The sequence below is a fragment of the Agrobacterium sp. K11 genome, assembly GCF_059429395.1.
Map to the genome: position 1 here is coordinate 1 of NZ_JCAHRB010000011.1, position 26,055 is coordinate 26,055.

Genomic DNA, 26,055 nt, shown 5'->3' on the forward strand with positions numbered 1-26,055 from the left:
GTGCTTGAGCCTTTCTGCTTATGCCGACTGTCCGGTCGAAATGGGGGGCAGTTCAATAGCGAAATTCCCGGCATGCGTTCAGAGAATGTCGATATCAACGATCAGTCACTTGATATTGTTCCGCAGCTTCATGCCCGTCAGAACGATGGGCGATATTCGAGCGCACCTAAAAAGAAACCCTCCGGCGGGGAGGGTTCTAATCGTGCCAACTAAAGGGCACTAGGAGCAATGGGCGGATGGGGAAAGGTTCCGTCCGGCCTTAAAAACTCGCGACGAGAAAATCGGTTCCGAAAAAATTAGTTATTCCACCACACGCAGCACCGGCGGCGCACCTTCAGCTCTGAACGTCTTTAGATTTACCTGCGTCATTGGGCCACGAGATGTATGCATCGTCAGGGTGCTGATATCGACGTCGAGGCCGGTCTTGTGAACTTCTTTGATGGCATCGTTTAACTGGCGAAGGGCCATTGCCAACCGTTGTTCCGCGTTCTTCTGGCGGGAAATGCGGGTTATCATTGTAGTGGCTCCTTATGCGGATAATGCGCCCAGCAATGCCAGGTGGATTTCTCGGCCTTCGATCGAGAATATCCGAAGCCGCCCCATTTCTTGCAGCCAGGATGCTCGCAATAGTGATTCTCGTGAATGCCGTCGCTGTTTTTGGATTGGTCGCTCATATGATGGTGTTTCCAGTGATGTCTATGGGCCCGTTAGACGTTTCAATCAACGGCCAGCGAACTTTCTTTTTCCATTTGTCCAACGCATCCTCAGCGGAGGAACAAAAGACCCATTCGATGAATGCGTCTGAAATGTCAGGGTGGTCGTATAGGATGGCAGCGATCCCCTTGCGCTGGCTGAACAAGATCTCCGTCTTTGCGCCGGTCGGTATGTCGTCATCGTCAGCGAGTAGTTCTGTGGCAACGTAACCGGTGAAGGCTGTGAGATCAGAATCACGGTCGACTTCATCGAGGATGCGCGGATCAAGGGCGTCGTGGCTGGCTTTCGTTGCGCCCACGAAGTCGCCTTCATTCATCGGGAATTTTGCGTATACGCCATGTTTTTCAAGCAGGTATGGACGAATGCGCATGTTTGCCTCCTATCCAAATAGATCCTGTTGCGGCCTTTCTTCCTCAACTGGCAGCAGCACGAGGCCGTCGTCAGGCAATGGTCGCTGAAGCGCTTTCGCTTCTTCCCATGGCGCTGTCAGCCATGTCTCAATTTCATCTTTGTTTGTCAGAATTACCGGCATGGCCTTCGGGTGGATGGGCTTGACGACGCTGTTCGGGTCGGTCGTCAGGAACGCAAAAAGCTGGTGTTCTCCACCGCGCGGGTTCTTCATCGATCCCCGAACGCCATGCCAGTCCGTCCAGATGCCGGCGAAGAAGGCGAGGGGTGTTTCCTCGTTGATCGCAAACCAGCGCTTTGTCTTCCGGGGTTTGGTATCTTCCCATTCGCAAAAGGTCGTCCACGGAACCACGCAGCGGTTCTCTGGTCGAAGCCAGCGCCGCCAGTGCGGTGAAGTGACGTTGCGGATGTTGGTCACGCCGGTGTCAGGCTTGCCTTGCGTGACGAACTGCGGCGAGGGCATGCCCCACGTCAGGCCGACCAACTCCCGGCCGGTTTCACCGTTGCGCACCACTGGCGCCGGCCGATCTGGATAGACCTCAACGTCTGGCTCCAGATTAAGCCGCTCCTGCATGGTGCCCACGATGTCGCGGATAGATTCCTGATTGGTCTTCACACGGTATAGATTACACATGCTCACCTCGGCATCTTGGCTATGGTGATTTTGACGTCACCCTTGGTGTTGCACCTTTTGCACTTTAGCCGCTTGGCAATATCGTCGACGGTGGTATCGGTTTTAGCCACGCGGTTCAGTTGCCAATGCTGGATATTCGAAACGTGACCGCAGTAGTTGCACTTGGCAACGACAATCTCCCAGTTCCGTATTTCCTTGACCTTAACGGCCGTCGGCGGCGCTTGTTTCAATGTTTCGATGAGGCTGCGTGCGCGGGCGTGGTATCTAAGTCTGCATCGATCTGAAAATCCTTCGAAGGGACGGGGACATTTGATTATGTCTTTCGCTATCTTGTTGAGCAGGGATGGCATTGAGTGGTCGCCATATTCGATCATAAGCTCTCCCGAGCAGATGAACTTCAGAAGCTCGCAATCCTCGCACAACACGCCCACCGGCTCGCCGCCGTATTCGGACAGCACATAAGCTCCCTCAATTGGCATCTCGATCTGCTTCCGGCATCCATCCCCTAGTGAAGCCACGGCCCATCGCAGCCGTCGCCAAAGCCAACTGCATCCTCAGATGCAGAATGTCCTCCATAAGCGTCTCAATAGCTGCGCGGCTGTCGCCATCGTGCCATGCGATGATGTGGTCAATTGGGTCTGCTTTCGGCCTTTGTAATTCTGCGCGCACGTCCTCATTCTCCTTTTTCAGAGCCGCAAAAACTTCCCTTGTCATGAAAAAGGCGCGCGCCCCCGCGCCGGTAAATCAGTCTGGCATCAAGTCCGAAATCTGCCCATGTGAAACCAGCAGACGCGGGTTTGCCATAGCGCCACTTTCATCATCTACGGTGACAGCGTACGCCGCCACGCCGATGTGGCGCGATGCCATTGCGCCGGCCATTTTTTCCGCGGATGCCGCGTTTGAGGCGGGTCGCATTTCGCCAGGCACAATGCCTGCGCGGCCTTTTTTAAACTGCACTACAATGATTTTTTCTTCATCGGCCATCTCGCGTACTCCTCGTTTGTTCTACAAATGTTCTCATTTTAGAGAGGAGTCAAGTACGTTCCGTAAATCTTGACAAATTTGTAAAAAGGGTATAGCGTGAATATCGGCCTCACCAGCCTGCTTTCACCAAAAGCAACACCACATCGAGGGGACTACATGCCACTACCCACCGAAGAACTACGCCGAAGAGCCGACGCCTACCGAGAGTACGGCACGCTTATCAAAGCCGCTGCTGCCCTTGGTATCGGAAAATCTGCTCTTGCTGAAAGCGTCAAGCGTGCCGCCGAGGCTGGCCTGCTTGGCACAGAACCGGTGTTACCGGGATTCCGCATCAGCCGCATCAGCAACACGCCGAGCGGCACTTTCATCCAGCAGGCTCCGGAGCGCGGTGAAAAATTTGCCGTTCCCAATGGCCATGTGGTCAAAGGCGTGTCGGCCCTCGTCGATGCTGAGGGTCGCGTTATTCAGCAGTGGCAGAAGACGGCGGTGGAGCATTCCCCGGTTGATATCGCTGCTATCCTGAAAGAAGCATTCAATGACGTTGCCCCTGCCGAGCCGATCGCTGCGCCCGCGCAGGTCTACGATGATCTGCTGACGCTGACACCGCTTGCAGACTGGCATATTGGACTATTCTCATGGCATCGCGAGACCGATACCAACTGGGATCTGAAGATTGCGGAGAGCGTTATTGGCTCGGCGATCGAAGACCTCATTGCGCGCACACCACCTTCTGCCAATGCCATTGTTTTGGGCGGCGGAGACCTGCTCCACTCGGATAATAACGAGAACAAGACGGCGCGGTCTGGCAACGTTCTTCAGGTCGACGGGCGTTACCAGAAGGTGTTGATGACGGCGTGCCGTCTAGTTGTGCGTGCGATCGATGCTAACCTTCGCCAACATGGGCACGTGACTGTGCGCATTCTTCCCGGCAATCACGATGAGCACGCTTCTGTTGCGGTCGCCTACTTCTTGCTCGCCTGGTATCGCAACGAGCCGCGCGTAACCGTCGACGTCGATCCGTCGCTGTTCTTCTGGTTCCGTTTCGGCAAGGTGATGATTGGCGCCACGCATGGCCACACGGTCAAGCTCAAGGACATGGCGAGTATCATGGCGCACCGTCGCGCCGAGGACTGGGGTGCAACTCGCCACAGATTCGTTCATGGCTTCCATATCCACCACTCTAGCAAGTTCGCTTCTGAGGGTGGCGGGGTCATTTCCGAATCGCACCAAACACCGACGCCGCAGGATGCATGGCACTTTGGCTCGGGTTTCCTTTCTGGCCGGTCGATGCAGTCGATCAGCTACCACAATGAATACGGAGAGGTTTCGCGCGTTCGCGTGGCGATGATGGATGCTGCAAATGACAATGAGCCGGTGAGGGCGGCGGCTTAGGCCACCAAGCCGTCCTTGAGCAAATATGTGACTACCATCGCTCGAGCTTCTGCGTCGGAGATTTTGCACTGTTTGCTAATTTCCTCGATGGATAGGTCAGTTGCAAGGACAACGGGGTCGGTTTGTGCGTCGTTTTGTAAAGGACCGGATGCTTCGAACTGAACGATGAGGCCTGAGCGGCCAGGTTCAGCTTCCACGACGATCTCGGCGAGCGAACCGTTGAACTTTGATTGTGTGATCTTCATCGCGCTATCCCCGACGTTCTGACGAAAACTGAACCAATTCTGATCCTAGATACCACCACCCCACTAAGGAGAAACGATGGCATTTTCACTAGTTCAAGCTGTAGCGGCAAGACAGTCGAACTCACCTAACCGCCCACGCGATGATCGGTGTGAATATAGCCGCCAAGAACATCACGGCTAGGAGAACAACGGCTAGAGTTCCGCCGGCCTCGCCTTCGGTCTGACCGTGTTTGATTTTCAAGAAGTTTTTCATGTGGTGCTCCAGTGAAAGATTCGCTGGCACCACAATGGCAATAAGCACACCCTACGGGCGGCGCGTCAATTGCAAACGGGGAATAACCACCGAAACAACCGGGAAATTGGGGTTTCTAGAGCATTTATACAGCGCCTTCCCCAGCAATCCCCAGCCGATCCGCCAGCCACCAACTGGCGGTCAACCACCACACCACTGAGGAGACTAGAATGGCCAACAACGTCGTGACGTTGAAACTTGCTGCGGAGGTGGAATTCCACCACGCCGCAGCCATCAACCTATTAGCCGCCGACTGCCACGCAGCAAGCCGTAGAGCAGGCTGGTACACCGACCTCATCACCGGCAAGGCGCTGGACCGCAACGTGCCTGAAATGCTCTGCCTGATCCACAGCGAGATCAGCGAAGCGATGGAAGGCTATCGCAAGTCGAAGCCTGGCAAGGTGCTGATGGATGACAAGCTGCCGCACCGGCCCATGGCTGAAGTGGAGCTTGCCGACGCAATAATCCGGATCGGGGATCTGGCTGCATTCCTTGGCTATGACCTTGGCGGCGCGATCGTTGAGAAGATGGCATTCAATGCCAACCGTCCTGACCACAAGATTGAAAACCGGCTTAAGACTGGTGGAAAGGCGTTTTGATGTTCATGCGAAGAGAACAAGCCGTGCCGGCAGAGCTAGTTATACCGTTTGCGCAGAAACAGTATAACTCCGAACTCGCCACCACCACCTTCGGCCCTCTCGACAAGTACGTGCCTGCTAATGACAACGTGCCACCCCGCGCCGGCGATTTCATGCAGACTTTCACCGGCCGCAAATATTGGCCGATGTCTCCGAGACCGCACGAAGTGTACATCGAGGACATTGCGCATTCGCTCGGCCTGCAATGCCGCTACGCAGGGCACTGCATCAAGTTTTATAGCGTGGCAGAGCATTCCGTCCTGATTGCGCGTCACCTCGCGGCGACACACGCGCCAGAGGTCGCTTTGGCTGGCCTTTTGCACGATGCGCCAGAGGCTTACTGTGTGGATATTCCGCGCCCGCTTAAGCCTTACCTGACGAACTACAGGGCGATCGAGCAGGACAATTGGCTGGCGATCGCGGCTCGGTTCGGCCTGTCGAAAGAGTTGCCACGCGAGGTGCATGACGCCGACAACCGCATCATCGCCGACGAGCTAGTCAATCTGCGCCAGATGCCTTGGCACGCCCGCCACGATAAGCCGCTTGGCGTGAAGCTGCGGTACTGGTCGCCGGAGGAGGCTGAGGTCGAGTTCCTGGAAACGTTTGACGCGTTGATGGCGGGGAGGGCGCGATGAAGCTCCATTATTTCATGTTCAGCTACGCGGCAGCGAATGGAACGTTTGCGCGCGTCACTATTGGGTGGCCCGAAAAATACGTGAACGAGGGTCGGATTCGAGAAGCGCGGAAAGCTGCGGTGGGAGGCGCCGACGCTTGCCCAATCGCAGTGAGCTACCTTGGTGAGATGACGCGCGAGGAGGCCGTCTCTTGAATAAGATTAAACCCAGCGACGAAGTCGTCTGCATCGACGACACCACCCTTCCAGAGCAATACCTCGGCATTCGTGCCGGGGAGGTTTACCGCGCAACGTGGGTAGGCATGTGCCGCACATACCTCGGTGGCGACTATGCGGGCATCAGGCTGGCAGGAGTGAACCGCGGCATCTGCCCGCAATTCGGCGAAGAGGATCCACCCTTTGCGGCGCGGCGGTTCAGGCCGGTTGTGAAGCGTTCGGTGGAGAACAAGAAAAATATTGAGGAGACGGTATGAGCAAAGGAATGCATGAGAAGTTTGCGGCTGCTATCGCGAGATCAGACGGACATGATTGGGCGAAAATAAACGACAAGATGAAAGCGCCGTATGAAAGGATTGCTGGCCTCTCGGCTGCATCACTTCTCGACGATAAAGAGATAGACATGTCCATGTCTATCAACGTTTTCCTTCAGCAGGTTTTGTCATCTGCGTACTTGGAGCAGAAGCCATGACAATCACATCCAAAGACAGCGGCTGCCTCACAGCCGCGCCGGCGAATGATAATGCCGAAGTACTCGCAGAGCTCGCGCCACTGGCCGAAGCTATCGGCAAGCTGCCATCATCAAATCCGAAGCGCGCCTTCGGAGTGAAGAAGCCGTCGGCGCAATTCGTGCCACCGGTGGCAATCATCGAGGAAAGCGTCGTGATGGCTTTCGGCGCTGCGAAATACGGAGCATTCAATTGGCAGGATGATCCGATCGACGCCACCACGTATTACAGCGCGGCGATTCGCCATTTGCTGCAATGGTTCTCAGGGGAAGATGTCGATCCAGAGAGTGGCGCCTCTCACTTGGCGCATGTGAGGGCCTGCATGGGCATCCTGCTGGACGCAAAAGCGGCGGGAACTATGATCGATGACCGGCCTAAGTGTGCTTCGGCGAGTCAGGCTGTTGAGCGCTTAAAGGTAGCGGCATAAAAAGAAAACCCTTGTATGGTTTTCGCCATACAAGGGTTTCTTTGCTTACCAACCGAAGAAATTCATAAACGAAGGCCAGCTGATTTTCACAGCTACAGCCAATCGAAAAGTCTTCTCCGACTGGTTGGCCTCGATAAGTAGGACTGCGTTCATAGCGCCCCTCCATATCGTTGTGTGCCTGGCCTTAAAGAGTCGCCTGACGCACTTTGACCAATGCTAGGGTTTTCCCGTTTATTCACAGATCCCTTGTTACAGGACCTGCTTTTCAGTCTAGGGGGCTCCCTCAAGCACGCGACTGATCTCTCTTTGCGACACAGATGGTTGTCGGCATCGCTTCGCGCAAGAGGTAAATCAACAAAAAGTTGCACCACGAGAACGTCCGCAGAACGACTTTTGCAAACTGGCAGCAAACTACGCAAACTGCGATGTACGCAAGCGCTCGCTAATGTGCCGGTTTTGACAATGATTTCAGGTGGTTAGATGGTGAGAGCGCAGGGATTCGAACCCTGGACCTACTGATTAAAAGTCAGTTGCTCTACCGGCTGAGCTACGCTCTCCCGTGTCGGGGCTGGGATGCCCTTCGGAAGTGCGCGGAACATAGGTAGAGCGATCCGTTCGGTCAACCCAAAAAAAGCGCTTTCTACAATCAATCCGGTTTTTTTTGTCGCACCCCCGAAAAGGTGATTGGAGAGAGGGGGCGGCTGGGGATAAAAGCGGCTTCAGACATGTCTGGCAAACCGGTGAAATCGTTTTGCGACAATGGCATGCGCCAAAATGAGAGCGTGAAACGCGGCGAATCTCGGGAATCGCGACGTGCCTTGCTGATCTTTTTGCGCGTGACGTTATCCCAAAACCGATTCCCGCTTTTGGGAGACATGCGTCAATGCGGAGTTCTTTCTTGTCGATTGCCGATATTTCCCTGTTCAGCGCGCTTCTGGCCGGTGCCCTTTCATTTCTGTCGCCCTGCGTCCTGCCGTTGGTGCCGCCTTACCTCTGCTATATGGCCGGTGTTTCGGTGGAGCAGTTCAGGACGGAGAATACCGCGCCGCGGCCTGAAATCCGCAGGGCCGTGCTGTTTTCGGCTTTCTTCTTCACGCTCGGTTTTGCCACGGTCTTCGTGGCGCTGGGTGCCGGTGCTTCGACGATCGGCACGCTGTTGCGCCAGAACCTCGATATTCTCGCCAAGATTGGCGGTTTCATCATCATCCTGATGGGCCTTAACTTTCTCGGTGTTTTCCGCATTGGCCTGTTTTCGCGTGAGGCGCGGTTTCAGGGGGCGGGCAAACCGGCCACGCTTTCCGGCGCCTATGTCATGGGCCTCGCCTTTGCCTTCGGCTGGACGCCCTGCATCGGTCCTGTCCTCGGCGCGATCCTCGGCGTTGCCGCCTCGCGTGACACGGTTGGAGATGGCGCGATGCTGCTTGCGGTCTATTCGCTTGGCCTTGCGGTGCCATTCTGGATTGCTGCAGCCTTTTCCGGTTCCTTCATGCGTTTCCTCGTCCGTTTCCGCCGCCATCTCGGTCTTGTGGAAAAGCTGATGGGTGTGTTGCTGGTGCTCACCGGCCTCGCTTTCATGACCGGTTTCATCACCAATGTGGCGATCTGGTTCCAGGAGACCTTTCCGATCCTGATGAAAATCGGCTAAGCCTCCCCGCGTATTTCATACGCGGGGGAAAGACTGTGGCCGATATCGTCGGATTGCTTTTGCCGTTTTTCGGCCTGATCTTCATCGGCTACGGCACGGCGCGCATAACGAAACAGCCGGTCGAGGCGATGGGCTGGCTGAACACCTTCATCATCTATGCGGCGCTTCCGGCGCTGTTTTTCAAGCTGGTGTCGAAAACGCCGGTGGAAGAACTGACGCGCATGGATTTCGTTGCCGCCAGTCTTGCCTGCACCTACGGCATTTTCTTGGCTGTGTTCCTGATCGGCCGGTTCGTGAGAAAGAACAATCTCGCCGAAACGACGATCCAGAGTTTCGCGGCAAGCTACGGCAATATTGGCTATATGGGTCCGGGGCTCGCGCTTCTGGCGCTCGGTGAAAAAGCGGCAGTGCCCGTCGCGCTGATCGTCTGTCTCGAAAACGCCGCCCATTTCATCGTCGCACCGGCGATGATGGCGGTTGCGGGCGGTGACAAGCGCTCTGCAGCAAGGCTTGCGCTGGATGTGGCGCGCAAGGTCATTACTCACCCGTTCATCGTGTCGGTAATCGCCGGTTTTCTGGCCGCTTCGCTGTCATGGCAGCCGCCGGAGGCGGTGCAGCGGCTGGTGGACTATCTGGCGCAATCGGCAGCACCATGCGCTCTGTTCGCCATGGGTGTCACGCTGGCGCTGCGGCCAATGAAGCGGGTGCCGGTCGAAATCAGCTATATCGTCCCGGCAAAGCTTATCCTGCATCCGCTTGCCGCTTATCTTGTGCTCTCGTCGCTCGGGCGGTTCGAACCGGTATGGATCTATTCCGCCGTGCTGCTTGCGGGCTTGCCGACCGCGACGAATGTCTTCGTCATCGGCCAGCAATATCACGTCTGGCAGGAGAGGGCGTCGGCGACGATCCTGATCTCGACGGTGCTTTCGGTCTTCACGCTGACGGGCGTGGTTTATTTCATCCAGCCTTTTTGAAGCTGCCGAACAGCAGCGAGGGCAGGGCCTTCAGCCCGCGCCCCGGCTCGATGCCTTCGCGCATGACCATGCTTCTGAGCGTGCCGATGCCGGATAGCACATGCAGACCAGCCGCACGCGCCATCTGCACCGGCAGTAGATCGGAAAGCAGCGACCGGTTGAGGAGATCGACGCTGAGGGTGCGGGTGTAGACATCCGCCCGCCGCTTGCGGTCGAAGCTACTGCCGGCATCCGCCGCAATCGGGCGGTCGGAGACGGCGCCGAGCAGGTCGGTAAGGGCGATGATGTCGCGCAGGCTGAGGTTCAGACCCTGTGCGCCGATGGGCGGGAAACCATGTGCAGCCTCGCCGATCAGGGCGACGCGGCCCTTGCCGAAGCGATGCGCGGTCATGGAAGACAGTGGCCATGCCTGCACGCTGTCTTCCACCGTAACGGCGCCGAGCATGGATTGCATGCGCTCCTCCACCCTGAGGCTGAGCGCTTCAAGCGGCAGTGTCGTCAGCTCTTCCGCTTGCGCTGGAGTGACAACCCAGACGAGGCTGGAGCGGTCGCCGGGCAGGGGAACCTGCGTGAAAGGTCCCGTGGGCGTATGGAATTCTGTCGAGACATTGCCGTGCGGCCGGCTATGGCTGAAGTTCAAAACGATGGCCGTCTGCGGATAGGACCAGGATTTGACGCCAATTGCGGCTGCATCCCGCACCATCGACTTCCTGCCATCCGCGCCGATCAGAAAATCTGCGGAGAGCGCTTCACCATCGCCAAGTGTTACCGATACACGGTCGTTGCCGATATCAATCGTCTCGGCGGTGGTTTCGAAGCGGGTAATATTGTGTTCCTGTTCGACCGCTTCGCTAAGCACGCCAAGCAGCGCCTCATTGGGAATATTCCAGCCGAATGCATCCAGCCCGATTTCAGAGGAGCGGAACTGCACGGTGGGCGCGCGCAGCAGGCGGTCGGTGCCGTCAATGATCTGCATGGTGGAAAGACGGGCTGCGGCAGGGGCTATGCGCGACCAGAGGCCAAGGCGGTCCATGAAGCGGATCGACTGGTCCATCAGCGCGGTCGTGCGCCGATCCTTCTTTTCGTTGGGGGGCGCAACAAGCGCCACGTGGCGGCCCGCCCGCGCAAGCGCTATGGCCGCAATCTGGCCCGCAAGTCCCGCACCAGTGATGGCGATATCGAAGTGTCTCATGGTCCTGATCCGTTGTTATTTCCAAGGCATCATAAAGGCTTTGCGCGGGTAAATCCACTTTGACCCCGGAACATCCCGGCGTAAACATTCGTTGGTTGTACCGCTATATTAGTCCTAGGATAAGCCAGATCAGCCGGTTGCAAAGCGTGGTGAATGGCCGCATACCGGAATGAACAGGGCGGATGAAAAGCGGGGCGCAGACGCTGACCATGAAAATTTTCAACTACAAGCGTGTTCCCTACGCGGAAATCCGCGCCTTTTCCGTTCATATTTTGACGGCATCCGGGTCGTTTCTGGCTTTTCTTGGCGTCGTCGCCGCTTCCGAACACCGCTTTGTCGACATGTTCTGGTGGCTGGGGCTTGCGCTGCTGGTGGATGGCATTGACGGGCCGATCGCCCGCAAGGTTCGGGTGAAGGAAGTTCTGCCCAACTGGTCGGGCGATACGCTCGACAATATCATCGACTATGTCACCTATGTGCTCTTGCCCGCCTTTGCGCTTTACCAGAGCGGCATGATCGGCGAGCCGCTGTCCTTCGTGGCGGCTGGCATGATCGTGGTGTCGAGCGCCATCTATTACGCCGACATGGGCATGAAGACGGACGAATATTTTTTCTCCGGCTTTCCGGTGGTGTGGAACATGGTGGTGTTCACGCTGTTCGTCATGGATGCCAGCGCCACAACAGCCATGACGGTCGTTACCATCTCGGTGTTCCTGACATTCCTGCCGATCAATTTCCTGCATCCGGTGCGCGTGAAGCGATTGCGGCCGCTTAATCTGGCAATCGTGTTCGTCTGGTGCGCGCTTGGCGGTTATGCGTTGCTGATGCATTTCGAAACGCCGACCTGGGCGGTGATCGGCTTTGTAGCGAGCGGGCTTTATCTCTATTGCATCGGCGGAATATTGCAGTTTTTCCCCGCGCTCGGCGCGAAATAAGAAAAGCGTAAAGCCGTTTATTGCTTGTGCAAATTGCATTTAAGCAACGTCTTTTTCAGTTGTGCGCAGCAGCAAAACAGTTATCAATAAATCATGATCGCGCAGCATTGCATACGTGTTGTAGCCTGATTGGGAACAATGACCACGGTTGCTGAAATGCTTCGAAGAAAGCATGGGTAGCCGGTGTAGAGAGGGAATTCGTGACTGGAACTATGGCGCCGGAGGCCGTGCCTCTCCTGTCCGTTCGCAAGCTGACCAAGCTGTTCGGCAATTTCGCCGCATGCAACGGCATCGACCTCGATATAGCGCCGGGCGAAATCCACGCGCTTCTGGGTGAAAACGGCGCGGGCAAGTCCACGCTCGTCAAGATGCTGTTCGGCGTGCTCTCGCCGAGCGAGGGTGATATCGTCTGGCAGGGTCAGCCGGTTTCCATAGGTTCGCCAAGCGAGGCACGCAGGCTCGGCATCGGCATGGTGTTCCAGCATTTCTCCCTGTTTGAGGCGTTGACGGTTGCTGAAAACATCGCCCTGTCGCTGGACCCGAAAATTTCATTGAAGGAAATCGCCAAGGAAGCGGAACAGCTTTCGCGCGCCTATGGCCTGCCTCTCGATCCCAATGCGCATGTCGCCGATCTTTCGGTTGGCGAGCGCCAGCGTATCGAGATCGTGCGCGCCCTGTTGCAGAACCCGCGCCTTATCATTCTCGACGAGCCGACCTCGGTTTTGACACCGCAGGAGGCGGACAAGCTGTTCGAGACGCTGGCGAAGCTGAAGGCCGAAGGCCGTTCGGTGCTTTATATCAGCCACCGGCTGGAAGAGGTGCAGCGTATCTGCGACCGCGCCACCGTTCTGCGCCATGGCAAGGTTACGGGCGCCTGCGATCCGCGCAAGGAAACACCGGCATCTCTGGCGCGCATGATGGTAGGCAGCGATGTCGCAAGCGTTTCGCGACCGACGGGCGATGCCCTCGGTCAACCGCAGATCGAAGTCATGGGGCTTTCCGTTGCGCCACGCACGCCCTTTGCCGTGGCGTTGAAAGCGGTTTCCATGACTGTGCGCGCCGGCGAAGTGCTGGCGATTGCCGGGGTTGCCGGAAACGGGCAGGGCGAGTTGTTCGATGCGCTTTCGGGCGAATATCCCGTCTATAATAATGATGCGATCCATCTCCGCGGCAAGCCGGTCGGCCGCATCGGCATCAATGGCCGGCGGCTGATGGGCGCCGGTTTCGTACCCGAGGAGCGCCACGGCCATGCCGCCGTTCCCGGCATGAGCCTTTCCGACAATCTTCTGCTGGCGCGGGCGCGCTCCGACCGCAAGGCATTTCTGACGGGCGGTTTTCTGCGCATCGTCAGGGGTTCAGCTATCAGGGCGGCGGCGCGGCGCATATCGGAAACCATGGATGTGCGCAAAAGCGGGGCAGATCCGCTGGCGGGATCGCTGTCGGGTGGCAATCTGCAAAAATTCATCGTCGGGCGCGAACTCGATCGTCAACCGGCCGTACTTGTTGTCAACCAGCCGACATGGGGTGTGGATGCGGGGGCGGCGAGCCGTATCCGGCAGGCGCTTGTCGATCTCGCCAAAGCCGGCTCTGCCGTCATCGTCATCAGCCAGGACCTCGATGAAATCTTCGAGGTCGCCACCAATATCGCGGTCATTTCCGATGGGCAGCTTTCGCAGGCCTATCCGGTGGAAGACATGACGCTTGAAAAGATCGGCCTGCTGATGGGCGGCGTCCACACACAGTCAGGAGCCGCCCAGCATGCGCATTGAGCTTGAAAAACGGGCAGGGATCTCGAAGCTATTTACCCTTCTCTCGCCGCTTCTGGCACTGGTGCTGACGCTGCTTGTCGGCGCCATCATGTTCGCCATACTCGGCAAAAATCCGCTCGATGCGCTTTACGCCTTTTTCATCGAGCCTCTGCTGGAGGTCTGGTCGCTGCATGAGCTGGCGATCAAGGCCGCACCGCTGATCCTGATCGCGGTTGGCCTGTCTATCTGTTATCGCTCCAACAACTGGAACATCGGCGCGGAAGGACAATTCACTATCGGCGCGATCACCGGTTCCATCCTGCCGGTGCTTTATCCGGATTGGCATTCGCCACTCATCCTGCCGTTGATGCTGGTTATGGGCGCCATCGGTGGCGCACTCTATGCCGGTATTCCGGCGCTGTTGAAGACGAAGTTCAACACCAACGAAATCCTCGTCAGCCTGATGCTGGTCTATGTCGCGCAGCTTTTTCTCGACTGGCTGACGCGCGGCATCTGGCGCGATCCGGGCGGCTATAACTTCCCGCAGACGAAACCCTTCAACGAGAGCGCAGTGCTGCCGGAAATGCTGGCATCGGGCCGGGCGCATTGGGGTTTCGTGTTTGCCATCGTGGCGGCCATCGCGCTGTGGTTCATGATGCGTTACATGCTGAAAGGCTTCGAGGTCACGGTTCTCGGCCAATCGGCGCGGGCAGGGCGTTTTGCCGGTTTCTCATCGAGCCGCATGGTCTGGTTTTCGATGCTGCTTTCCGGCGCGCTTGCCGGGCTTGCGGGCATTTCGGAAGCCTCCGGCTCCATCGGCCATCTTCAACCCAGCATTTCTCCGGGTTACGGCTTCACCGCCATCATCGTCGCCTTTCTCGGCCGCCTCAATCCGCTCGGTATCATCCTCTCCGGGCTGGTGCTTGCACTGACCTATCTGGGTGGTGAGGCGGCGCAGCTTTCCATCGGTGTGTCTGACAAGGTGACGCGTGTGTTTCAGGGGCTGATGCTATTCTTCGTACTCTCCTGCGATACGTTGATCTTTTACCGCATCAGGATCGTCTTCACCGGCAAGGCGCATAACAGCCAAGGAGCGGCATGATGGATATGCTTCAGGCCATCCTTCTCACGGTCATCACTGCCGCCACACCGCTCGTCCTTGCCGCCTCGGGCGAGCTGGTGGCGGAACGCTCCGGCGTCCTCAATCTCGGCGTCGAGGGCATGATGATCATGGGTGCGGTCTGCGCTTTCGCTGCCGCGCATATGACCGGTTCGCCCTATCTCGGCATTCTGGCCGGTATCGCGTCGGGCGCGGTTTTCTCGCTGCTCTTCGGTTTCCTGACGCTGACGCTCGTTACCAACCAGGTGGCGACTGGCCTTGCGCTGACCATTCTCGGTCTTGGCGTTTCCGGCATGCTGGGCGAAAGCTTCGTTGGCCTGCCGGGCGTCAAGCTGCAGCCCATCGTTTTTCCGGTGCTGTCGGAGATACCCTTCATCGGCCCCTTGCTGTTCCGGCAAGACCTGATCTTCTACATGTCCATCGCGCTCGTTGCCGGCATAAGCTGGTTTCTGTTCAAGAGCCGCACGGGTCTCAAGATCCGCGCCATCGGCGACAATCACGGTTCTGCCCATGCGCTTGGCATCAACGTCATCCGCACACGCTATCTGGCTGTCATGTTCGGCGGTGCGTGCGCGGGGCTTGCCGGCGCGCAGCTTTCGCTGGTCTATACGCCGCAATGGGTGGAAAACATGTCGGCCGGGCGCGGCTGGATCGCACTGGCGCTCGTCGTCTTCGCGTCCTGGCGTCCATGGCGTGTGCTCGCGGGCGGTTATCTGTTCGGCGCTGTCACCATCGGGCAGTTGCACGCCCAGGCATTCGGCATTGGCGTGCCGTCGCAACTGCTTTCGGCGCTGCCCTATATCGCAACTATTGTCGTGCTGGTCATCATCTCGCATAATCGCCGCACGACCTTGATCAACACGCCGGCATCACTGGGCAAATCCTTCGTGCCGGACCGGTGAGAAAAACTTCCAGTCTCCAAACCAAACAGGGGTAAAAATGAAAAAACTGGTCATCGCACTTGCTGCTTCCATAGCGGCTCTTGGAGGCGTCGTTTCTTCGGCTGAGGCCGCCGACGCAAAGAAGGTCTGCTTCATCTATGTCGGCAGCCGCACCGATGGCGGCTGGACGCAGGCGCATGAAATCGGTCGCGAAGAGCTGCAGAAGCATTTCGGCGACAAGATCGAAACGCCGTTCCTCGAAAGCGTTCCGGAAGGCCCGGATGCCGAACGCGCCATCGAGCGCATGGCACGTTCCGGCTGTGAGCTGGTCTTCACCACTTCCTTCGGCTTCATGGATGCGACCGTTAAGGTTGCCCAGAAGTTCCCCAAGGTGAAGTTCGAGCACGCCACCGGCTTCAAGACCGCCGAAAACGTCGCGACCTACAATTCGCGTTTCTATGAAGGCCGCTACATTCAGGGCCAGATCGCCGCAAAGATGTCGAAGAAGGGTGTTGCCGGCTACATCGCTTCCTTCCCGATCCCGGAAGTGGTGATGGGCATCGACGCTTTCGTTCTTGGCGCGCAGTCCGTCAATCCTGAGTTCAAGGTCAAGGTCGTCTGGGCCAACACCTGGTTTGACCCCGGCAAGGAAGCCGATGCCGCCAAGGCGCTTATCGACCAGGGCGTCGATATCCTGACGCAACACACCGATACGACTGCTCCGATGCAGGTTGCAGCCGAGCGCGGCATCAAGGCCTTCGGTCAGGCTTCCGATATGATCAAGGCCGGTCCGGAGACACAGCTGACCGCGATCAAGGATACCTGGGGCGCTTATTACATCAAGCGCACGCAGGCCCTGCTTGACGGCACGTGGAAGTCCGAATCCATCTGGGACGGCCTGAAGGACGGCATCCTGACCATGGCGCCCTACACCAACATGCCTGATGACGTGAAGAAGATGGCTGAGGAAACCGAAGCCAAGATCAAGTCGGGCGAGTTGCACCCCTTTACCGGTCCGGTGAAGAAGCAGGACGGTTCGGAATGGCTGAAGGCGGGTGAGAAGGCTGAAGACGGCGTTCTGCTCGGCCTCAACTTCTACGTTGCCGGCGTGGACGACAAGCTGCCGCAATAACGTGACACGCAGGTACTAGCTGCTAACGGGACCGCGCATGCAATTCATGCGCGGTCTTTGTTATTTTGATGTGTTTTATTGTTCGAACGAAGTTTGGCTTTGCTTTTCACGCGCGTTGATGTTTTTCACTGTATTCTGCGTTGAAAATCGGGCTGCTTTCCTGGATTACACAAGTCAGGCGCGATTTTTACATCTTCAACCGAACGGAAGGACATGGAATTTGCAGCGCGGAATGCTCGATGCGGCGATCGGTTTTCGAAAGTTGCGGACAAATCATGCTCAGGTCGTTCACAAGCTCGGTCTCGATATCGTGTCCGGAGTTTTCAAGACGGGTGACATCCTGCCGGGCGATGCCGAGCTGATGGAGCGGCTGAAAGTCTCTCGAACGGTGCTTCGCGAGGCGATGAAGACGCTCACCGCCAAGGGAATGATCTCCCCCAAGGCGCGCATCGGTACCCGTGTGACGGAGCGCGAAAGCTGGAACATGTTCGACAGCGAGGTGCTGCTCTGGCACTTCGAGGCTGGTGTCAGCGAGGAATTCCTGCTGCATCTCTACGATATCCGCCAGGCGTTCGAACCCTATGGCGCGGGTCTTGCTGCCGCCAGGGCAAAAGACGCCGATATCGCAAGGCTTGTCGCTTACGCCAACGAGATGGGCAACACGGCTTATTCCAAGGAAAAGCGCGCGCTTGCGGATATGAATTTCCACGTCCTCATCACCGAAATGTCCGGGAACCCGTTCATGCGCACCGTCGGTTCGCTGATAAAGGCGGCGCTGGCGGGCATTTTCCGGATGAGCAACCCGGAAGCCGATCCCAACGAGATTTCCGACGTGTCTGCCTCTCACCTGCGACTCGTTGAAGCGTTTCGCCTGCGCGATGAGGGGGCAGCCCGGCGCGAGATGGAAAGGCTGATTGAAAACGGCCGTCAGCAGATACTCGAATTCACGGCCCGTAACTCCCGCTCATAGATCATGTCAGCCTGCCGCTGATCACGTTTGATGAAAATCGGCGTGGAAATTTGGTGGAGATTTGCATGGTTTCTTAAGTGGGGCGCCGTTATAGCAGTGCCGGAAAGAAATCACCCATACGCCCGTCCGCAGTGCCGGCCGGCGTAAAGTCAAACATTGCCCCTGTCCGGGCCGCCTGTGGCCGGTGACGGGGTGTTGGAGGTCTTATGGAGCGCAGCTCTCTAGCCGTTATTCTCGCAGCGGGCGACAGCACGCGCATGAAGTCTTCGAAGTCCAAGGTGCTTCATCCGGTCGCTGGACGCCCGATGATCGGGCATGTGGTGGAGGCTGTTGCTGGAGCGGGCGTCGGCGCGGTGGCGCTGGTGGTCGGGCGCGATGCCAACAATGTCGCTGCTGCGGCAAGTCTCAAGGGCCTGCAGGTCGAGGCTTTCCTGCAAAAGGAACGCAAGGGCACCGGTCATGCGGTTCTTGCCGCACGCGAGGCGATCGAACGCGGTTTTGACGATGTCATCGTCGCTTATGGCGATGTGCCGCTCATCACCTCAGCCACGCTCGACAGGGCGCGCGAGGCGATTGCCGACGGTGCCGATGTCGCCGTTATCGGGTTCCATACTGACCGTCCCACGGGTTACGGGCGGCTTCTGGTCGAGAATGGCGAGCTGGTCGCGATCCGCGAGGAAAAGGACGCTACCGACGAGGAGCGCAAGGTCACCTGGTGCAACAGCGGATTGATGGCCATCAATGGCCGCAATGCGCTGGATCTGCTGGATCGGATCGGCAACAGCAATGTGAAGGGCGAATATTATCTGACTGACATCGTCGAGATCGCCCGTTCTCTCGGCCGCCGCGCCATCGCCATCGATGCACCGGAAAAGGAATTGACCGGCTGCAACAACCGCGCCGAACTCGCCTTCATCGAGAGGCTCTGGCAGGAGCGCCGCCGTCACGAATTGATGGTCGACGGCGTTTCGATGATCGCGCCTGAGACAGTATTCCTTTCCTTTGATACGAAGATCGGTCAGGATGTCCTGATCGAACCCAACGTCGTTTTCGGTCCCGGCGTGACGATCGAGCCGGGTGCGATCATTCATGCATTTTCGCATCTGGAAGGGGCCTATCTGGCCCAGGGTGCGGTTGTCGGTCCCTTTGCGCGGTTGCGTCCGGGTGCAAACCTGCATGCCAATGCCAAGGTCGGCAATTTCTGTGAGGTCAAGAAGGCCGAGATCGGCGAGGGCGCAAAGGTCAACCATTTGACCTATATCGGCGATGCTTTCGTGGGTGCAGGCAGCAATATCGGTGCGGGTGCCATCACCTGCAATTATGACGGTTACAACAAGTCCGAAACGCGGATCGGAGCCAACAGCTTCATCGGCTCGAATTCGTCGCTGGTTGCTCCCGTCTCCATTGGAGAGCGGGCCTATATCGCCTCCGGCAGCGTGATTACCGATGACGTGCCTGCCGATGCGCTGGCTTTCGGGCGCGCGCGCCAGGAGGTGAAACCGGGCAGGGCGGTCGCCTTGCGCGAGCGGGCGAAAGCGCTGAAGGAAGCGAAGAAAAAATCCTCTTAGATGACGTTACCGAGCGATACTGAAAGTGACCGGCGGGATAATTGCCGATTTCAGAGAAACGGTTAAAGCATTTCCAGTAAAGGTGCGCAGCGGTTTTACGTCCGGAAATGCGTCAGAACAAAAAGGTGGTGTATTTTCGCATTCAGGGAAGGCGGAAATACTCTGGAAGTTTCGGTGAAGAGATCGCCGTCTGGAGAAATATATGTGCGGAATTGTCGGAATTGTCGGAACGCAGCCCGTTGCTGAACGGCTTGTCGATGCGCTGAAGCGCCTCGAATATCGCGGTTACGATTCGGCGGGTGTCGCCACCATCGACAATGGCGCGATGGACCGTCGCCGGGCAGAAGGCAAGCTGTTCAATCTGGAAAAGCTGGTCTCTGAAAAGCCGCTGCCAGGTGTCGTCGGCATCGCGCATACGCGCTGGGCGACGCACGGCGTGCCGAACGAAACCAACGCCCACCCGCATTTCGTCGAAGGCGTTGCCGTCGTTCATAACGGCATCATCGAAAACTTCTCCGAATTGCGCGAGGAACTGAGCGCCGAGGGTGCAACCTTCACCACCCAGACCGACACCGAAGTGGTGGCGCAGCTTCTGGCAAAATACACCCGCGAAGGGCTTGGCCATCGCGAGGCGATGCTGAAGATGCTGAACCACGTGACCGGTGCCTATGCGTTGGTGGTGATGTTTCAGGACGATCCCAATACGCTGCTTTCGGCGCGCTCCGGCCCGCCGCTTGCCGTCGGTTACGGCAGGGGCGAGATGTTCCTGGGGTCCGACGCGATCGCGCTTTCGCCTTTCACCAATGAGATCACCTATCTGGTCGATGGCGACTGCGCCATCGTGACCCGTGACGGTGCGGAAATCATCGATTTCTCCGGCAAGCCGGTGAAACGCGAGCGCCAGATTTCGCAGGCGACGGCTTTCGTGGTCGACAAGGGCAACCACCGCCATTTCATGGAAAAGGAAATCTATGAGCAGCCGGAAGTCATTTCCCATGCGCTCAGCCACTATGTGGATTTCGCCTCCAAAACCGTGAAGGATGCCGATAAGGCGATCGATTTCGCCAGGCTTTCCGGCCTTGCCATTTCTGCCTGCGGCACGGCCTATCTTTCCGGCCTGATCGGCAAATACTGGTTCGAACGTTACGCGCGCCTGCCGGTGGAAATCGATGTCGCATCGGAATTCCGTTACCGCGAGATCCCGCTCGTTCCCACGCAGGCCGCGCTGTTCATTTCGCAATCGGGCGAAACCGCCGATACGCTGGCGGCCTTGCGTTACTGCCAGCAAGAGGGACTGAAGATCGGCGCGGTGGTCAATACACGCGAATCGACCATGGCGCGCGAATCGGATGCGATCTTTCCGATCCTCGCCGGCCCGGAAATCGGCGTGGCCTCCACCAAGGCCTTCACCTGCCAGCTTGCCGTGCTCGCTTCGCTCGCGGTTGCCGCGGGCAAGGCGCGCGGTACGCTTAAGCCGGGCGAGGAAAAGGAGCTGGTGCAGCAGCTTATCGAGATGCCGCGCATCATGAGCAAGGTGCTGAACCTCATCCAGCCGCAGATCGAGGCGCTCTCGCGCGATCTGTCGCGCTTCAAGGATGTACTTTATCTCGGCCGCGGCACCAGCTTCCCGCTGGCGCTGGAAGGCGCACTGAAGCTCAAGGAAATTTCCTATATCCACGCCGAAGGATATGCAGCCGGCGAGCTGAAGCATGGGCCAATCGCACTGATCGACGAGAACATGCCTGTCATCGTCATCGCGCCGCATGACCGCTTCTTTGAAAAGACCGTTTCGAACATGCAGGAAGTGGCCGCGCGCGGCGGCCGCATCATCTTCATCACCGACGAGAAGGGCGCCGCTGCGTCCAAGCTCGACACCATGGCGACGATCACGTTGCCCAATGTCGACGAGCTGATCGCGCCGATGGTCTTCTCGCTGCCGATCCAGCTGCTGGCCTATCACACCGCCGTCTTCATGGGCACGGATGTGGACCAGCCACGCAATCTGGCGAAATCGGTGACGGTGGAATGATCATCCGGCCGGAGCGGCAAGGTGATGAAGAGGCGATTACTCGCGTTACGGAAGATGCCTTCCGTAACGTCGACTACAGCGACAAGACAGAACATGTGATCATCGAACGGCTTCGCAAGGCCGGTGCGCTGACTGTTTCTATGGTTGCCGAGGACAGCGAAGGCATCATCGGCCATATCGGTTTTTCACCGGTAACACTGTCGGGCGGCGAGACCGGCTGGTTCTGTCTTGCGCCCTTATCGGTGGCGCCGGACCGGCAAAGGCAGGGTGTTGGCTCAGGGCTGGTTCGGGAAGGGCTTGCCGCGTTGGACCGTCTGAGTGCTTCTGGCGCAGTTGTCGCTGGCGATCCGGACTATTACGGCCGCTTCGGTTTTCGCCATGTTGAGGGCCTGAGCGGCAAGGGGATTCCTGACGAATATTTCACAGTTCTTCGCTTGCATGGCGGAACTCCATCCGGCATTGTCGGTTTTCATCCGGGTTTCGATAGCGACAACGCTTAATTCCGAACGGTAAATGACCGATATTCCAGTCAAAATTTCATTCGCAGCCCGTCTGCGCAACAGCTTCCTCACGGGCGTCCTCATCCTAGCGCCCGTCACCATCACCATGTGGCTGGTATGGAGCTTCCTGCAATGGGCGGATAGCTGGGTTAAGCCATATATTCCCGCCCGTTACGATCCCGAGCAATATTTCGATGTGGCGATCCCCGGCTTCGGCCTGCTGATCGCCGTCATCGGCATCACGCTCATCGGCTTTCTCGGCAACAACCTCATTGGCAAATGGATCGTCGGCGTCGGCGAATCCGTTCTCAACCGCATGCCGCTGGTGCGGCCGATCTACAAGAGCATCAAGCAGCTGTTCGAATCCGTCCTGAAAGAGCATTCGAACTCTTTCAAGAAGGTCGGCCTGATCGAGTTTCCGTCACCCGGCACCTGGGCGATGGTATTCGTATCCTCGGAGGTCAAGGGAGAGCTTGCCCATCGCTTCAACGAGATGGGCCAGGAGATGGTTGCCGTCTTCCTGCCACCGACTCCGGTGCCGACGGCGGGTTTCCTGCTGTTCGTGCCGAAGGACAAGATCGTGATGCTGGACATGACACCGGAAGACGCGGCGAAACTGCTGATTTCAGGTGGACTGGTGGCTCCGGATTTCACGCCGCCGAAAATGATTGCGCCGGTTTGAGCGTTACAGGAGGCCGCTGATATCTGTTTGCGAAAAGTCGTTGCCGACATAAAGCAAAGGGCAGCCTTCAGCTTTTGCCAGCTCATAGGCAAAACAATCTCCGAAATTCAGCCCGGCGGGGTGAATACCCTTTCCCCAGACGCGATAGGCTTCCGAAATGCCACGGATTGATTTAGCAGTAACGGGTTTGATTTCGACGCTCAGCCCTTCGATCAGCATCTCGAGTTCCCGGCTGCGGCCACGTCTTTGCGCTACGATAACAGCTTCGGCAAGCGTACCGGCGGATATCAGCAATGGTTCATCCGTATCGAGAGCCATGGCACATGCATCTGCTGTGGGTTCATCAAGCAGGATTGCAAGCAGAGCAGATGTATCGATGACCATCATTTTGGAAGGCCGTGCTCGTCGTAAAGGAAATCCTGACTATGCGCGGCATCCGGGCCATCGTCGCTCTTGGTCGCGACGGCCGCGCGCACTTTATCAAGCACGGCCCTGCGGGATTTTTTATCCGCCACAACAACCACTGGAACCAGCCGCACTGCTGCATGACCATGCCGGGTGAGAATGATTTCGTCCCCGGCCTCGGCGCGTCGTACCAATTCTGTCAGTTGGCCTTTTGCATCAGTTACGGATATCTGCATGGCTATCCTTAAGCGTTAAATCTCGCTTTAGATTAGTCTATTGAATGGACCAAATCAATCCTCGTCATCGAGATCATCCACCTCTGTTCCCGTCGTGGTCGCATGGAACACGGGGACGAAAAGCCGCATATAGACCAGCCGCACGCTCCAGCCCTGTTCCAGTGCCTCTGTCCATGCCTTCTTGCGGCCGGGCTTTTTGAAGGCCTTGCCGATCGCTTTCTTCTGGCTTTTGGCGAAGGTGTCGGGTTGCAGGATGTTTTGCGGCGAGCAGAGCGCGTAGCCCTTTCTGAAGGCGGGCGGTGGGCGGCGTGGGTCGATCATGTTCATGGCGGTTCACTTTCAGCCGGCGTGCAGGAAGCGGATAGCTTCGTCGCGGCGGTGCAGATAGAGCAGGGTGCGCAGGCTTTCGCCGCGCGGGCCGGTCAGTTCGGGGTCGCGCTCGATGACATAGGCGGCGTCCTTGCGGGCGATTTCCAGGAGATCGGCATGGGCTTCGAGGCTGGCGATGCGGAAGCCCGGGGTGCCGGACTGGCGGGTGCCGAGGAGTTCGCCTTCGCCGCGCAGCTTCAAATCCTCTTCCGCAATCAGGAAGCCGTCCTCGCTGTCGCGCAGGATGGAAAGTCGGGCGCGGCCGTTTTCGCTGAGCGGCCCCTTGTAGAGCAGGATGCAGGTGGAGGCCTCGTCACCGCGTCCAACCCGGCCACGCAGCTGGTGAAGCTGGGCCAGGCCGAAACGTTCGGCATGTTCGATGACCATGATCGTGGCGTCCGGAACGTCGACACCCACTTCCACCACTGTCGTTGCCACCAGCAGCCGGGTTTCGCCGTTCTTGAAAGCCAGCATGGCGGCGTCCTTCTCCGGGCCGCTCATGCGCCCATGGATGAGACCGATATTGACACCGAGCATCTGCGAGAGAACCGCATGTCGTTCTTCCGCCGACATCAGGTCGGACTCTTCCGTCTCCTCCACCAGCGGGCAGATCCAGTAGGCCTTCTTGCCCTCCTTCAGCGCGGCGCGCAGCCGCTCGACGATGTCGCCGATGCGCTCTGTGGGGATTGTCACGGTCTGGATGGGTTTTCGGCCAGCCGGTTTTTCGGTGAGTTTTGATACATCCATGTCGCCGAAGGCGGCCAGCACCAGCGTGCGCGGAATGGGCGTGGCGGTCATAACAAGCATATGCGGCGTGATGCCCTTGGCGGTGAGACGCAGGCGCTGGTGTACGCCGAAACGGTGCTGCTCATCCACCACGGCCAGCACGAGGTTCTCGTAACTCACGCTGTCCTGGAACAGCGCGTGGGTGCCGATGACGATCTGTGCCTCACCGGAGGCCACGCGTTCTTCGATCTCGCGACGCTCCTTGCCCTTGGTGCGGCCGGTCAGCACCTCAACCGTGATGCCCGCGGCATCGGCGAGTTTGGAGATGGTGGCGAAATGCTGCCGGGCAAGAATTTCGGTCGGGGCCATCAACACCGCCTGTCCTCCGGCCTCGACGGCGGTTGCCATAGCCATCAGCGCCACCAGCGTCTTGCCCGCGCCGACATCGCCCTGCAACAGCCGCAACATACGGTCCTCGCTGGCCATATCGGTCAGGATATCTTTCACCGAGGCATTCTGGCTCGGCGTCAGGGAGAAGGGTAGTTGCGACAGGATTTTTGCAGCAATGTCCCCCTTGGCGCGGATCGGCTGGCCCGCGACCTTGCGCAGTCTTTGCCGCACCAGCGCCAGCGATAATTGTCCGGCGAGGAATTCGTCATAGGCAAGCCGTCGGCGCGCCGGGGCCTGTGGCTCTATATCGGCGCTGTCGCGTGGGTCGTGCAACTCACGGAAGCTCGATGCCACGTCGCCGAACCCCTGCCGGGTCTTCAGCGTTTCGTCGATCCATTCGGGAAAGACCGGCAGTTTCGAAAGTCCGCCTTCAATTGCCCGCCGCAGCACCTTCGGAGACAGCCCGGCTGTCATCGGATAAACGGCTTCGACCAGCGGCAGGTTCTCGGCCTCGGAGAGTTTCACCATGAAATCCGGATGCACCATGGAGGCGCGGCCGTTGAACCAGTCCACCTTGCCGCTGACGAGAACCTCTTCATCGACGGGCAAGGCCTTGGAAAGCCAGTCTCCCTTGGCGCGGAAGAAGGTGAGCGCCAGTTCCCCGGTCTCGTCATGCAGGAAAACACGGTAGGGCGCGGAACGATTGCCTGGTGGAGCTGGCTGATGCCGGTCGACACGTCCCTGAATGGTGACAATGGCGCCGGGAGCGGCAAGCGCGATGCCCGGGCGGTTGCGCCGGTCGATGACGTTTGATGGCGCGTGGAACAGAAGATCGATCACGCGGGTGTCGTTGGCATTTTCCCGGCTCAGCAGTTTGGCCAGAAGGTCGGCAAGCTTCGGCCCCACACCGGCAAGGGTGGAGACGGAAGCAAATAGCGGATCGAGAATGGCGGGACGCATGCTCAGCAAAATCGGGGAAGGGGACGCGTTATGCAAGACGTGGCGCCCGACAAAGGCTGTTTATCACCGGCAGATTTTAGCCGCCGTGGCATTATTTCGATAAAAACCGGTTCCAAGCGTTCGCCTCCTGTTCTATAGGAGGGCGCAATCAACATCCTGTTGAATAGCCAACCGAAAGGTGAATGCGATGACTGGACTGGTGCGCACGAGCGCCGACCTCGATCCGAGGCGCAGGCGGATACTTTACCGCTGCTGGCACCGGGGCATTCGCGAGATGGATCTGGTGCTCGGGCAATTTGCGGAAGACAATATTGCCGGGCTTTCCGACGATCAGCTCGACGAGCTGGAAATCATCATGGCGGAAGAGGATAACGACCTCGTCAAGATGGTGACGGGTGCCCTGCCGGTGCCGGAAAAATTCCAGACCCCGTTGTTCGAGAAGATCGCCTCTTACCGTCCCGATTTCGATCTCGTCACAGCCGAAACCCTGAAGGCCTGAA

The 26,055-nt window shown here is 58.1% G+C and carries 32 protein-coding genes and 1 tRNA gene; 20 read left to right on the top strand and 13 right to left on the bottom strand.

From position 1 onward, the window contains the following. The coding region (locus tag AC5SEO_RS19815) for a hypothetical protein (protein ID WP_495363999.1) at positions 1–213 on the top strand (213 nt) is incomplete at its 5' end. Positions 214–300: 87 nt separating this feature from the next. Here AC5SEO_RS19815 and AC5SEO_RS19820 read toward each other — a convergent pair. The 6 genes from AC5SEO_RS19820 to AC5SEO_RS19845 all read right to left on the bottom strand — a co-directional run bounded on the left by AC5SEO_RS19820 (position 301) and on the right by AC5SEO_RS19845 (position 2,740). Next, positions 301–516 carry a hypothetical protein gene (locus AC5SEO_RS19820; RefSeq protein ID WP_013636118.1) on the bottom strand — a complete coding sequence of 72 codons (216 nt, stop codon included), beginning with the start codon at positions 514–516 and terminating at the stop codon, positions 301–303. 154 nt (positions 517–670) lie between these two features. Further along, entirely contained in the window at positions 671–1,084 is a 414-nt protein-coding gene (locus AC5SEO_RS19825; RefSeq protein WP_495364000.1) for a hypothetical protein, read from the bottom strand. 9 nt (positions 1,085–1,093) lie between these two features. Then, the gene (locus AC5SEO_RS19830) at positions 1,094–1,756 is read right to left on the bottom strand and encodes an SOS response-associated peptidase (protein WP_495364001.1); all 663 of its coding nucleotides are present in this window, start codon (positions 1,754–1,756) and stop codon (positions 1,094–1,096) included. A 2-nt stretch (positions 1,757–1,758) separates the two neighbouring features. Continuing rightward, the gene (locus AC5SEO_RS19835) at positions 1,759–2,214 is read right to left on the bottom strand and encodes a hypothetical protein (RefSeq protein ID WP_421476757.1); all 456 of its coding nucleotides are present in this window, start codon (positions 2,212–2,214) and stop codon (positions 1,759–1,761) included. Between the two features lie 10 nt (positions 2,215–2,224). Beyond that, a complete protein-coding gene (locus AC5SEO_RS19840) occupies positions 2,225–2,470 on the bottom strand; it encodes a dehydrogenase (RefSeq protein ID WP_495364002.1) in 246 nt (81 codons plus the stop codon). Positions 2,471–2,500: 30 nt separating this feature from the next. Further along, positions 2,501–2,740 (bottom strand): hypothetical protein, encoded by a 240-nt coding sequence (locus tag AC5SEO_RS19845; protein ID WP_025593734.1) that lies wholly within the window; start codon positions 2,738–2,740, stop codon positions 2,501–2,503. Positions 2,741–2,836: 96 nt separating this feature from the next. On the opposite strand from AC5SEO_RS19845, the gene AC5SEO_RS19850 reads away from it, so the two are divergent. Beyond that, the gene (locus AC5SEO_RS19850; protein ID WP_495364003.1) at positions 2,837–4,132 is read left to right on the top strand and encodes a metallophosphoesterase family protein; all 1,296 of its coding nucleotides are present in this window, start codon (positions 2,837–2,839) and stop codon (positions 4,130–4,132) included. Here AC5SEO_RS19850 and AC5SEO_RS19855 read toward each other — a convergent pair. Then, positions 4,129–4,377, bottom strand: a complete 249-nt coding sequence (locus AC5SEO_RS19855; protein ID WP_495364004.1) for a hypothetical protein — start codon at positions 4,375–4,377, stop codon at positions 4,129–4,131. The two genes, AC5SEO_RS19850 and AC5SEO_RS19855, sit on opposite strands and share 4 nt — an antisense overlap. Before the next feature lie 462 nt (positions 4,378–4,839). On the opposite strand from AC5SEO_RS19855, the gene AC5SEO_RS19860 reads away from it, so the two are divergent. The 5 genes from AC5SEO_RS19860 to AC5SEO_RS19880 all read left to right on the top strand — a co-directional run bounded on the left by AC5SEO_RS19860 (position 4,840) and on the right by AC5SEO_RS19880 (position 7,093). After that, complete coding sequence (locus tag AC5SEO_RS19860) at positions 4,840–5,268, top strand: nucleoside triphosphate pyrophosphohydrolase family protein (protein ID WP_495364005.1); 429 nt, start codon at positions 4,840–4,842, stop codon at positions 5,266–5,268. Beyond that, positions 5,268–5,942, top strand: a complete 675-nt coding sequence (locus AC5SEO_RS19865; protein WP_495364006.1) for a hypothetical protein — start codon at positions 5,268–5,270, stop codon at positions 5,940–5,942. The genes AC5SEO_RS19860 and AC5SEO_RS19865 overlap by 1 nt, the downstream gene beginning before the upstream one ends. A gap of 190 nt (positions 5,943–6,132) precedes the next feature. Further along, on the top strand, positions 6,133–6,414 hold the full coding sequence (locus AC5SEO_RS19870) for a hypothetical protein (RefSeq protein ID WP_495364007.1): 282 nt from the start codon (positions 6,133–6,135) through the stop codon (positions 6,412–6,414). Further along, positions 6,411–6,629, top strand: a complete 219-nt coding sequence (locus AC5SEO_RS19875; protein ID WP_495364008.1) for a hypothetical protein — start codon at positions 6,411–6,413, stop codon at positions 6,627–6,629. The genes AC5SEO_RS19870 and AC5SEO_RS19875 overlap by 4 nt, the downstream gene beginning before the upstream one ends. After that, entirely contained in the window at positions 6,626–7,093 is a 468-nt protein-coding gene (locus AC5SEO_RS19880; RefSeq protein WP_495364009.1) for a dATP/dGTP diphosphohydrolase domain-containing protein, read from the top strand. The genes AC5SEO_RS19875 and AC5SEO_RS19880 overlap by 4 nt, the downstream gene beginning before the upstream one ends. A 481-nt stretch (positions 7,094–7,574) precedes the next feature. On the opposite strand, the gene AC5SEO_RS19885 is transcribed toward AC5SEO_RS19880, so the two are convergent. Then, positions 7,575–7,650: transfer RNA gene (locus tag AC5SEO_RS19885), tRNA-Lys, on the bottom strand. Positions 7,651–7,991: 341 nt separating this feature from the next. Between AC5SEO_RS19885 and AC5SEO_RS19890 the strand changes: the two genes are divergently transcribed. After that, on the top strand, positions 7,992–8,738 hold the full coding sequence (locus AC5SEO_RS19890; RefSeq protein ID WP_025593718.1) for a cytochrome c biogenesis CcdA family protein: 747 nt from the start codon (positions 7,992–7,994) through the stop codon (positions 8,736–8,738). A gap of 35 nt (positions 8,739–8,773) precedes the next feature. After that, on the top strand, positions 8,774–9,712 hold the full coding sequence (locus tag AC5SEO_RS19895) for an AEC family transporter (protein WP_013636340.1): 939 nt from the start codon (positions 8,774–8,776) through the stop codon (positions 9,710–9,712). On the opposite strand, the gene AC5SEO_RS19900 is transcribed toward AC5SEO_RS19895, so the two are convergent. Further along, positions 9,696–10,904 carry a UbiH/UbiF family hydroxylase gene (locus AC5SEO_RS19900; protein WP_111799526.1) on the bottom strand — a complete coding sequence of 403 codons (1,209 nt, stop codon included), beginning with the start codon at positions 10,902–10,904 and terminating at the stop codon, positions 9,696–9,698. The genes AC5SEO_RS19895 and AC5SEO_RS19900 overlap by 17 nt on opposite strands. Before the next feature lie 209 nt (positions 10,905–11,113). On the opposite strand from AC5SEO_RS19900, the gene pcsA reads away from it, so the two are divergent. From pcsA to AC5SEO_RS19950, 10 genes are all read left to right on the top strand, one after another. After that, positions 11,114–11,839 (top strand): phosphatidylcholine synthase, encoded by a 726-nt coding sequence (gene pcsA / locus AC5SEO_RS19905; RefSeq protein ID WP_065661540.1) that lies wholly within the window; start codon positions 11,114–11,116, stop codon positions 11,837–11,839. A 212-nt stretch (positions 11,840–12,051) separates the two neighbouring features. Beyond that, the gene (locus tag AC5SEO_RS19910; protein WP_174068627.1) at positions 12,052–13,608 is read left to right on the top strand and encodes an ABC transporter ATP-binding protein; all 1,557 of its coding nucleotides are present in this window, start codon (positions 12,052–12,054) and stop codon (positions 13,606–13,608) included. Beyond that, positions 13,598–14,689: an ABC transporter permease gene (locus AC5SEO_RS19915; protein ID WP_065687273.1), complete on the top strand. Its 1,092-nt coding sequence runs from the start codon at positions 13,598–13,600 to the stop codon at positions 14,687–14,689. The genes AC5SEO_RS19910 and AC5SEO_RS19915 overlap by 11 nt, the downstream gene beginning before the upstream one ends. Then, complete coding sequence (locus tag AC5SEO_RS19920; RefSeq protein ID WP_019566110.1) at positions 14,689–15,609, top strand: ABC transporter permease; 921 nt, start codon at positions 14,689–14,691, stop codon at positions 15,607–15,609. The genes AC5SEO_RS19915 and AC5SEO_RS19920 overlap by 1 nt, the downstream gene beginning before the upstream one ends. A gap of 37 nt (positions 15,610–15,646) precedes the next feature. Next, positions 15,647–16,720 (top strand): BMP family ABC transporter substrate-binding protein, encoded by a 1,074-nt coding sequence (locus AC5SEO_RS19925; RefSeq protein ID WP_003515759.1) that lies wholly within the window; start codon positions 15,647–15,649, stop codon positions 16,718–16,720. Between the two features lie 232 nt (positions 16,721–16,952). After that, positions 16,953–17,690: a FadR/GntR family transcriptional regulator gene (locus AC5SEO_RS19930; protein ID WP_174068626.1), complete on the top strand. Its 738-nt coding sequence runs from the start codon at positions 16,953–16,955 to the stop codon at positions 17,688–17,690. Between the two features lie 206 nt (positions 17,691–17,896). Next, positions 17,897–19,258 (top strand): bifunctional UDP-N-acetylglucosamine diphosphorylase/glucosamine-1-phosphate N-acetyltransferase GlmU, encoded by a 1,362-nt coding sequence (gene glmU, locus AC5SEO_RS19935; RefSeq protein ID WP_174068406.1) that lies wholly within the window; start codon positions 17,897–17,899, stop codon positions 19,256–19,258. 202 nt (positions 19,259–19,460) lie between these two features. After that, positions 19,461–21,287: a glutamine--fructose-6-phosphate transaminase (isomerizing) gene (glmS, locus tag AC5SEO_RS19940; protein ID WP_003515753.1), complete on the top strand. Its 1,827-nt coding sequence runs from the start codon at positions 19,461–19,463 to the stop codon at positions 21,285–21,287. After that, positions 21,284–21,787 (top strand): GNAT family N-acetyltransferase, encoded by a 504-nt coding sequence (locus AC5SEO_RS19945; RefSeq protein WP_174068405.1) that lies wholly within the window; start codon positions 21,284–21,286, stop codon positions 21,785–21,787. The genes glmS and AC5SEO_RS19945 overlap by 4 nt, the downstream gene beginning before the upstream one ends. A 13-nt stretch (positions 21,788–21,800) precedes the next feature. Further along, entirely contained in the window at positions 21,801–22,469 is a 669-nt protein-coding gene (locus AC5SEO_RS19950; RefSeq protein WP_003515749.1) for a DUF502 domain-containing protein, read from the top strand. 3 nt (positions 22,470–22,472) lie between these two features. On the opposite strand, the gene AC5SEO_RS19955 is transcribed toward AC5SEO_RS19950, so the two are convergent. Genes AC5SEO_RS19955 through recG form a run of 4 tightly spaced genes read right to left on the bottom strand, consistent with a single transcriptional unit; the run spans position 22,473 to position 25,555 of the window. Then, positions 22,473–22,856 carry a type II toxin-antitoxin system VapC family toxin gene (locus AC5SEO_RS19955; protein ID WP_112674246.1) on the bottom strand — a complete coding sequence of 128 codons (384 nt, stop codon included), beginning with the start codon at positions 22,854–22,856 and terminating at the stop codon, positions 22,473–22,475. Then, positions 22,853–23,110 (bottom strand): type II toxin-antitoxin system Phd/YefM family antitoxin, encoded by a 258-nt coding sequence (locus AC5SEO_RS19960; RefSeq protein ID WP_003515745.1) that lies wholly within the window; start codon positions 23,108–23,110, stop codon positions 22,853–22,855. The genes AC5SEO_RS19955 and AC5SEO_RS19960 overlap by 4 nt, the downstream gene beginning before the upstream one ends. 54 nt (positions 23,111–23,164) lie before the next feature. After that, the gene (locus AC5SEO_RS19965) at positions 23,165–23,437 is read right to left on the bottom strand and encodes a hypothetical protein (protein ID WP_003515743.1); all 273 of its coding nucleotides are present in this window, start codon (positions 23,435–23,437) and stop codon (positions 23,165–23,167) included. Between the two features lie 12 nt (positions 23,438–23,449). Beyond that, positions 23,450–25,555, bottom strand: coding sequence for an ATP-dependent DNA helicase RecG (gene recG / locus AC5SEO_RS19970; RefSeq protein ID WP_174068404.1), 2,106 nt, complete (start codon positions 25,553–25,555; stop codon positions 23,450–23,452). A gap of 187 nt (positions 25,556–25,742) precedes the next feature. Here recG and AC5SEO_RS19975 point away from each other — a divergent pair, with 187 nt between their 5' ends. Beyond that, positions 25,743–26,054: an FAD assembly factor SdhE gene (locus tag AC5SEO_RS19975; protein WP_003515739.1), complete on the top strand. Its 312-nt coding sequence runs from the start codon at positions 25,743–25,745 to the stop codon at positions 26,052–26,054. Position 26,055: the final 1 nt, after the last annotated feature.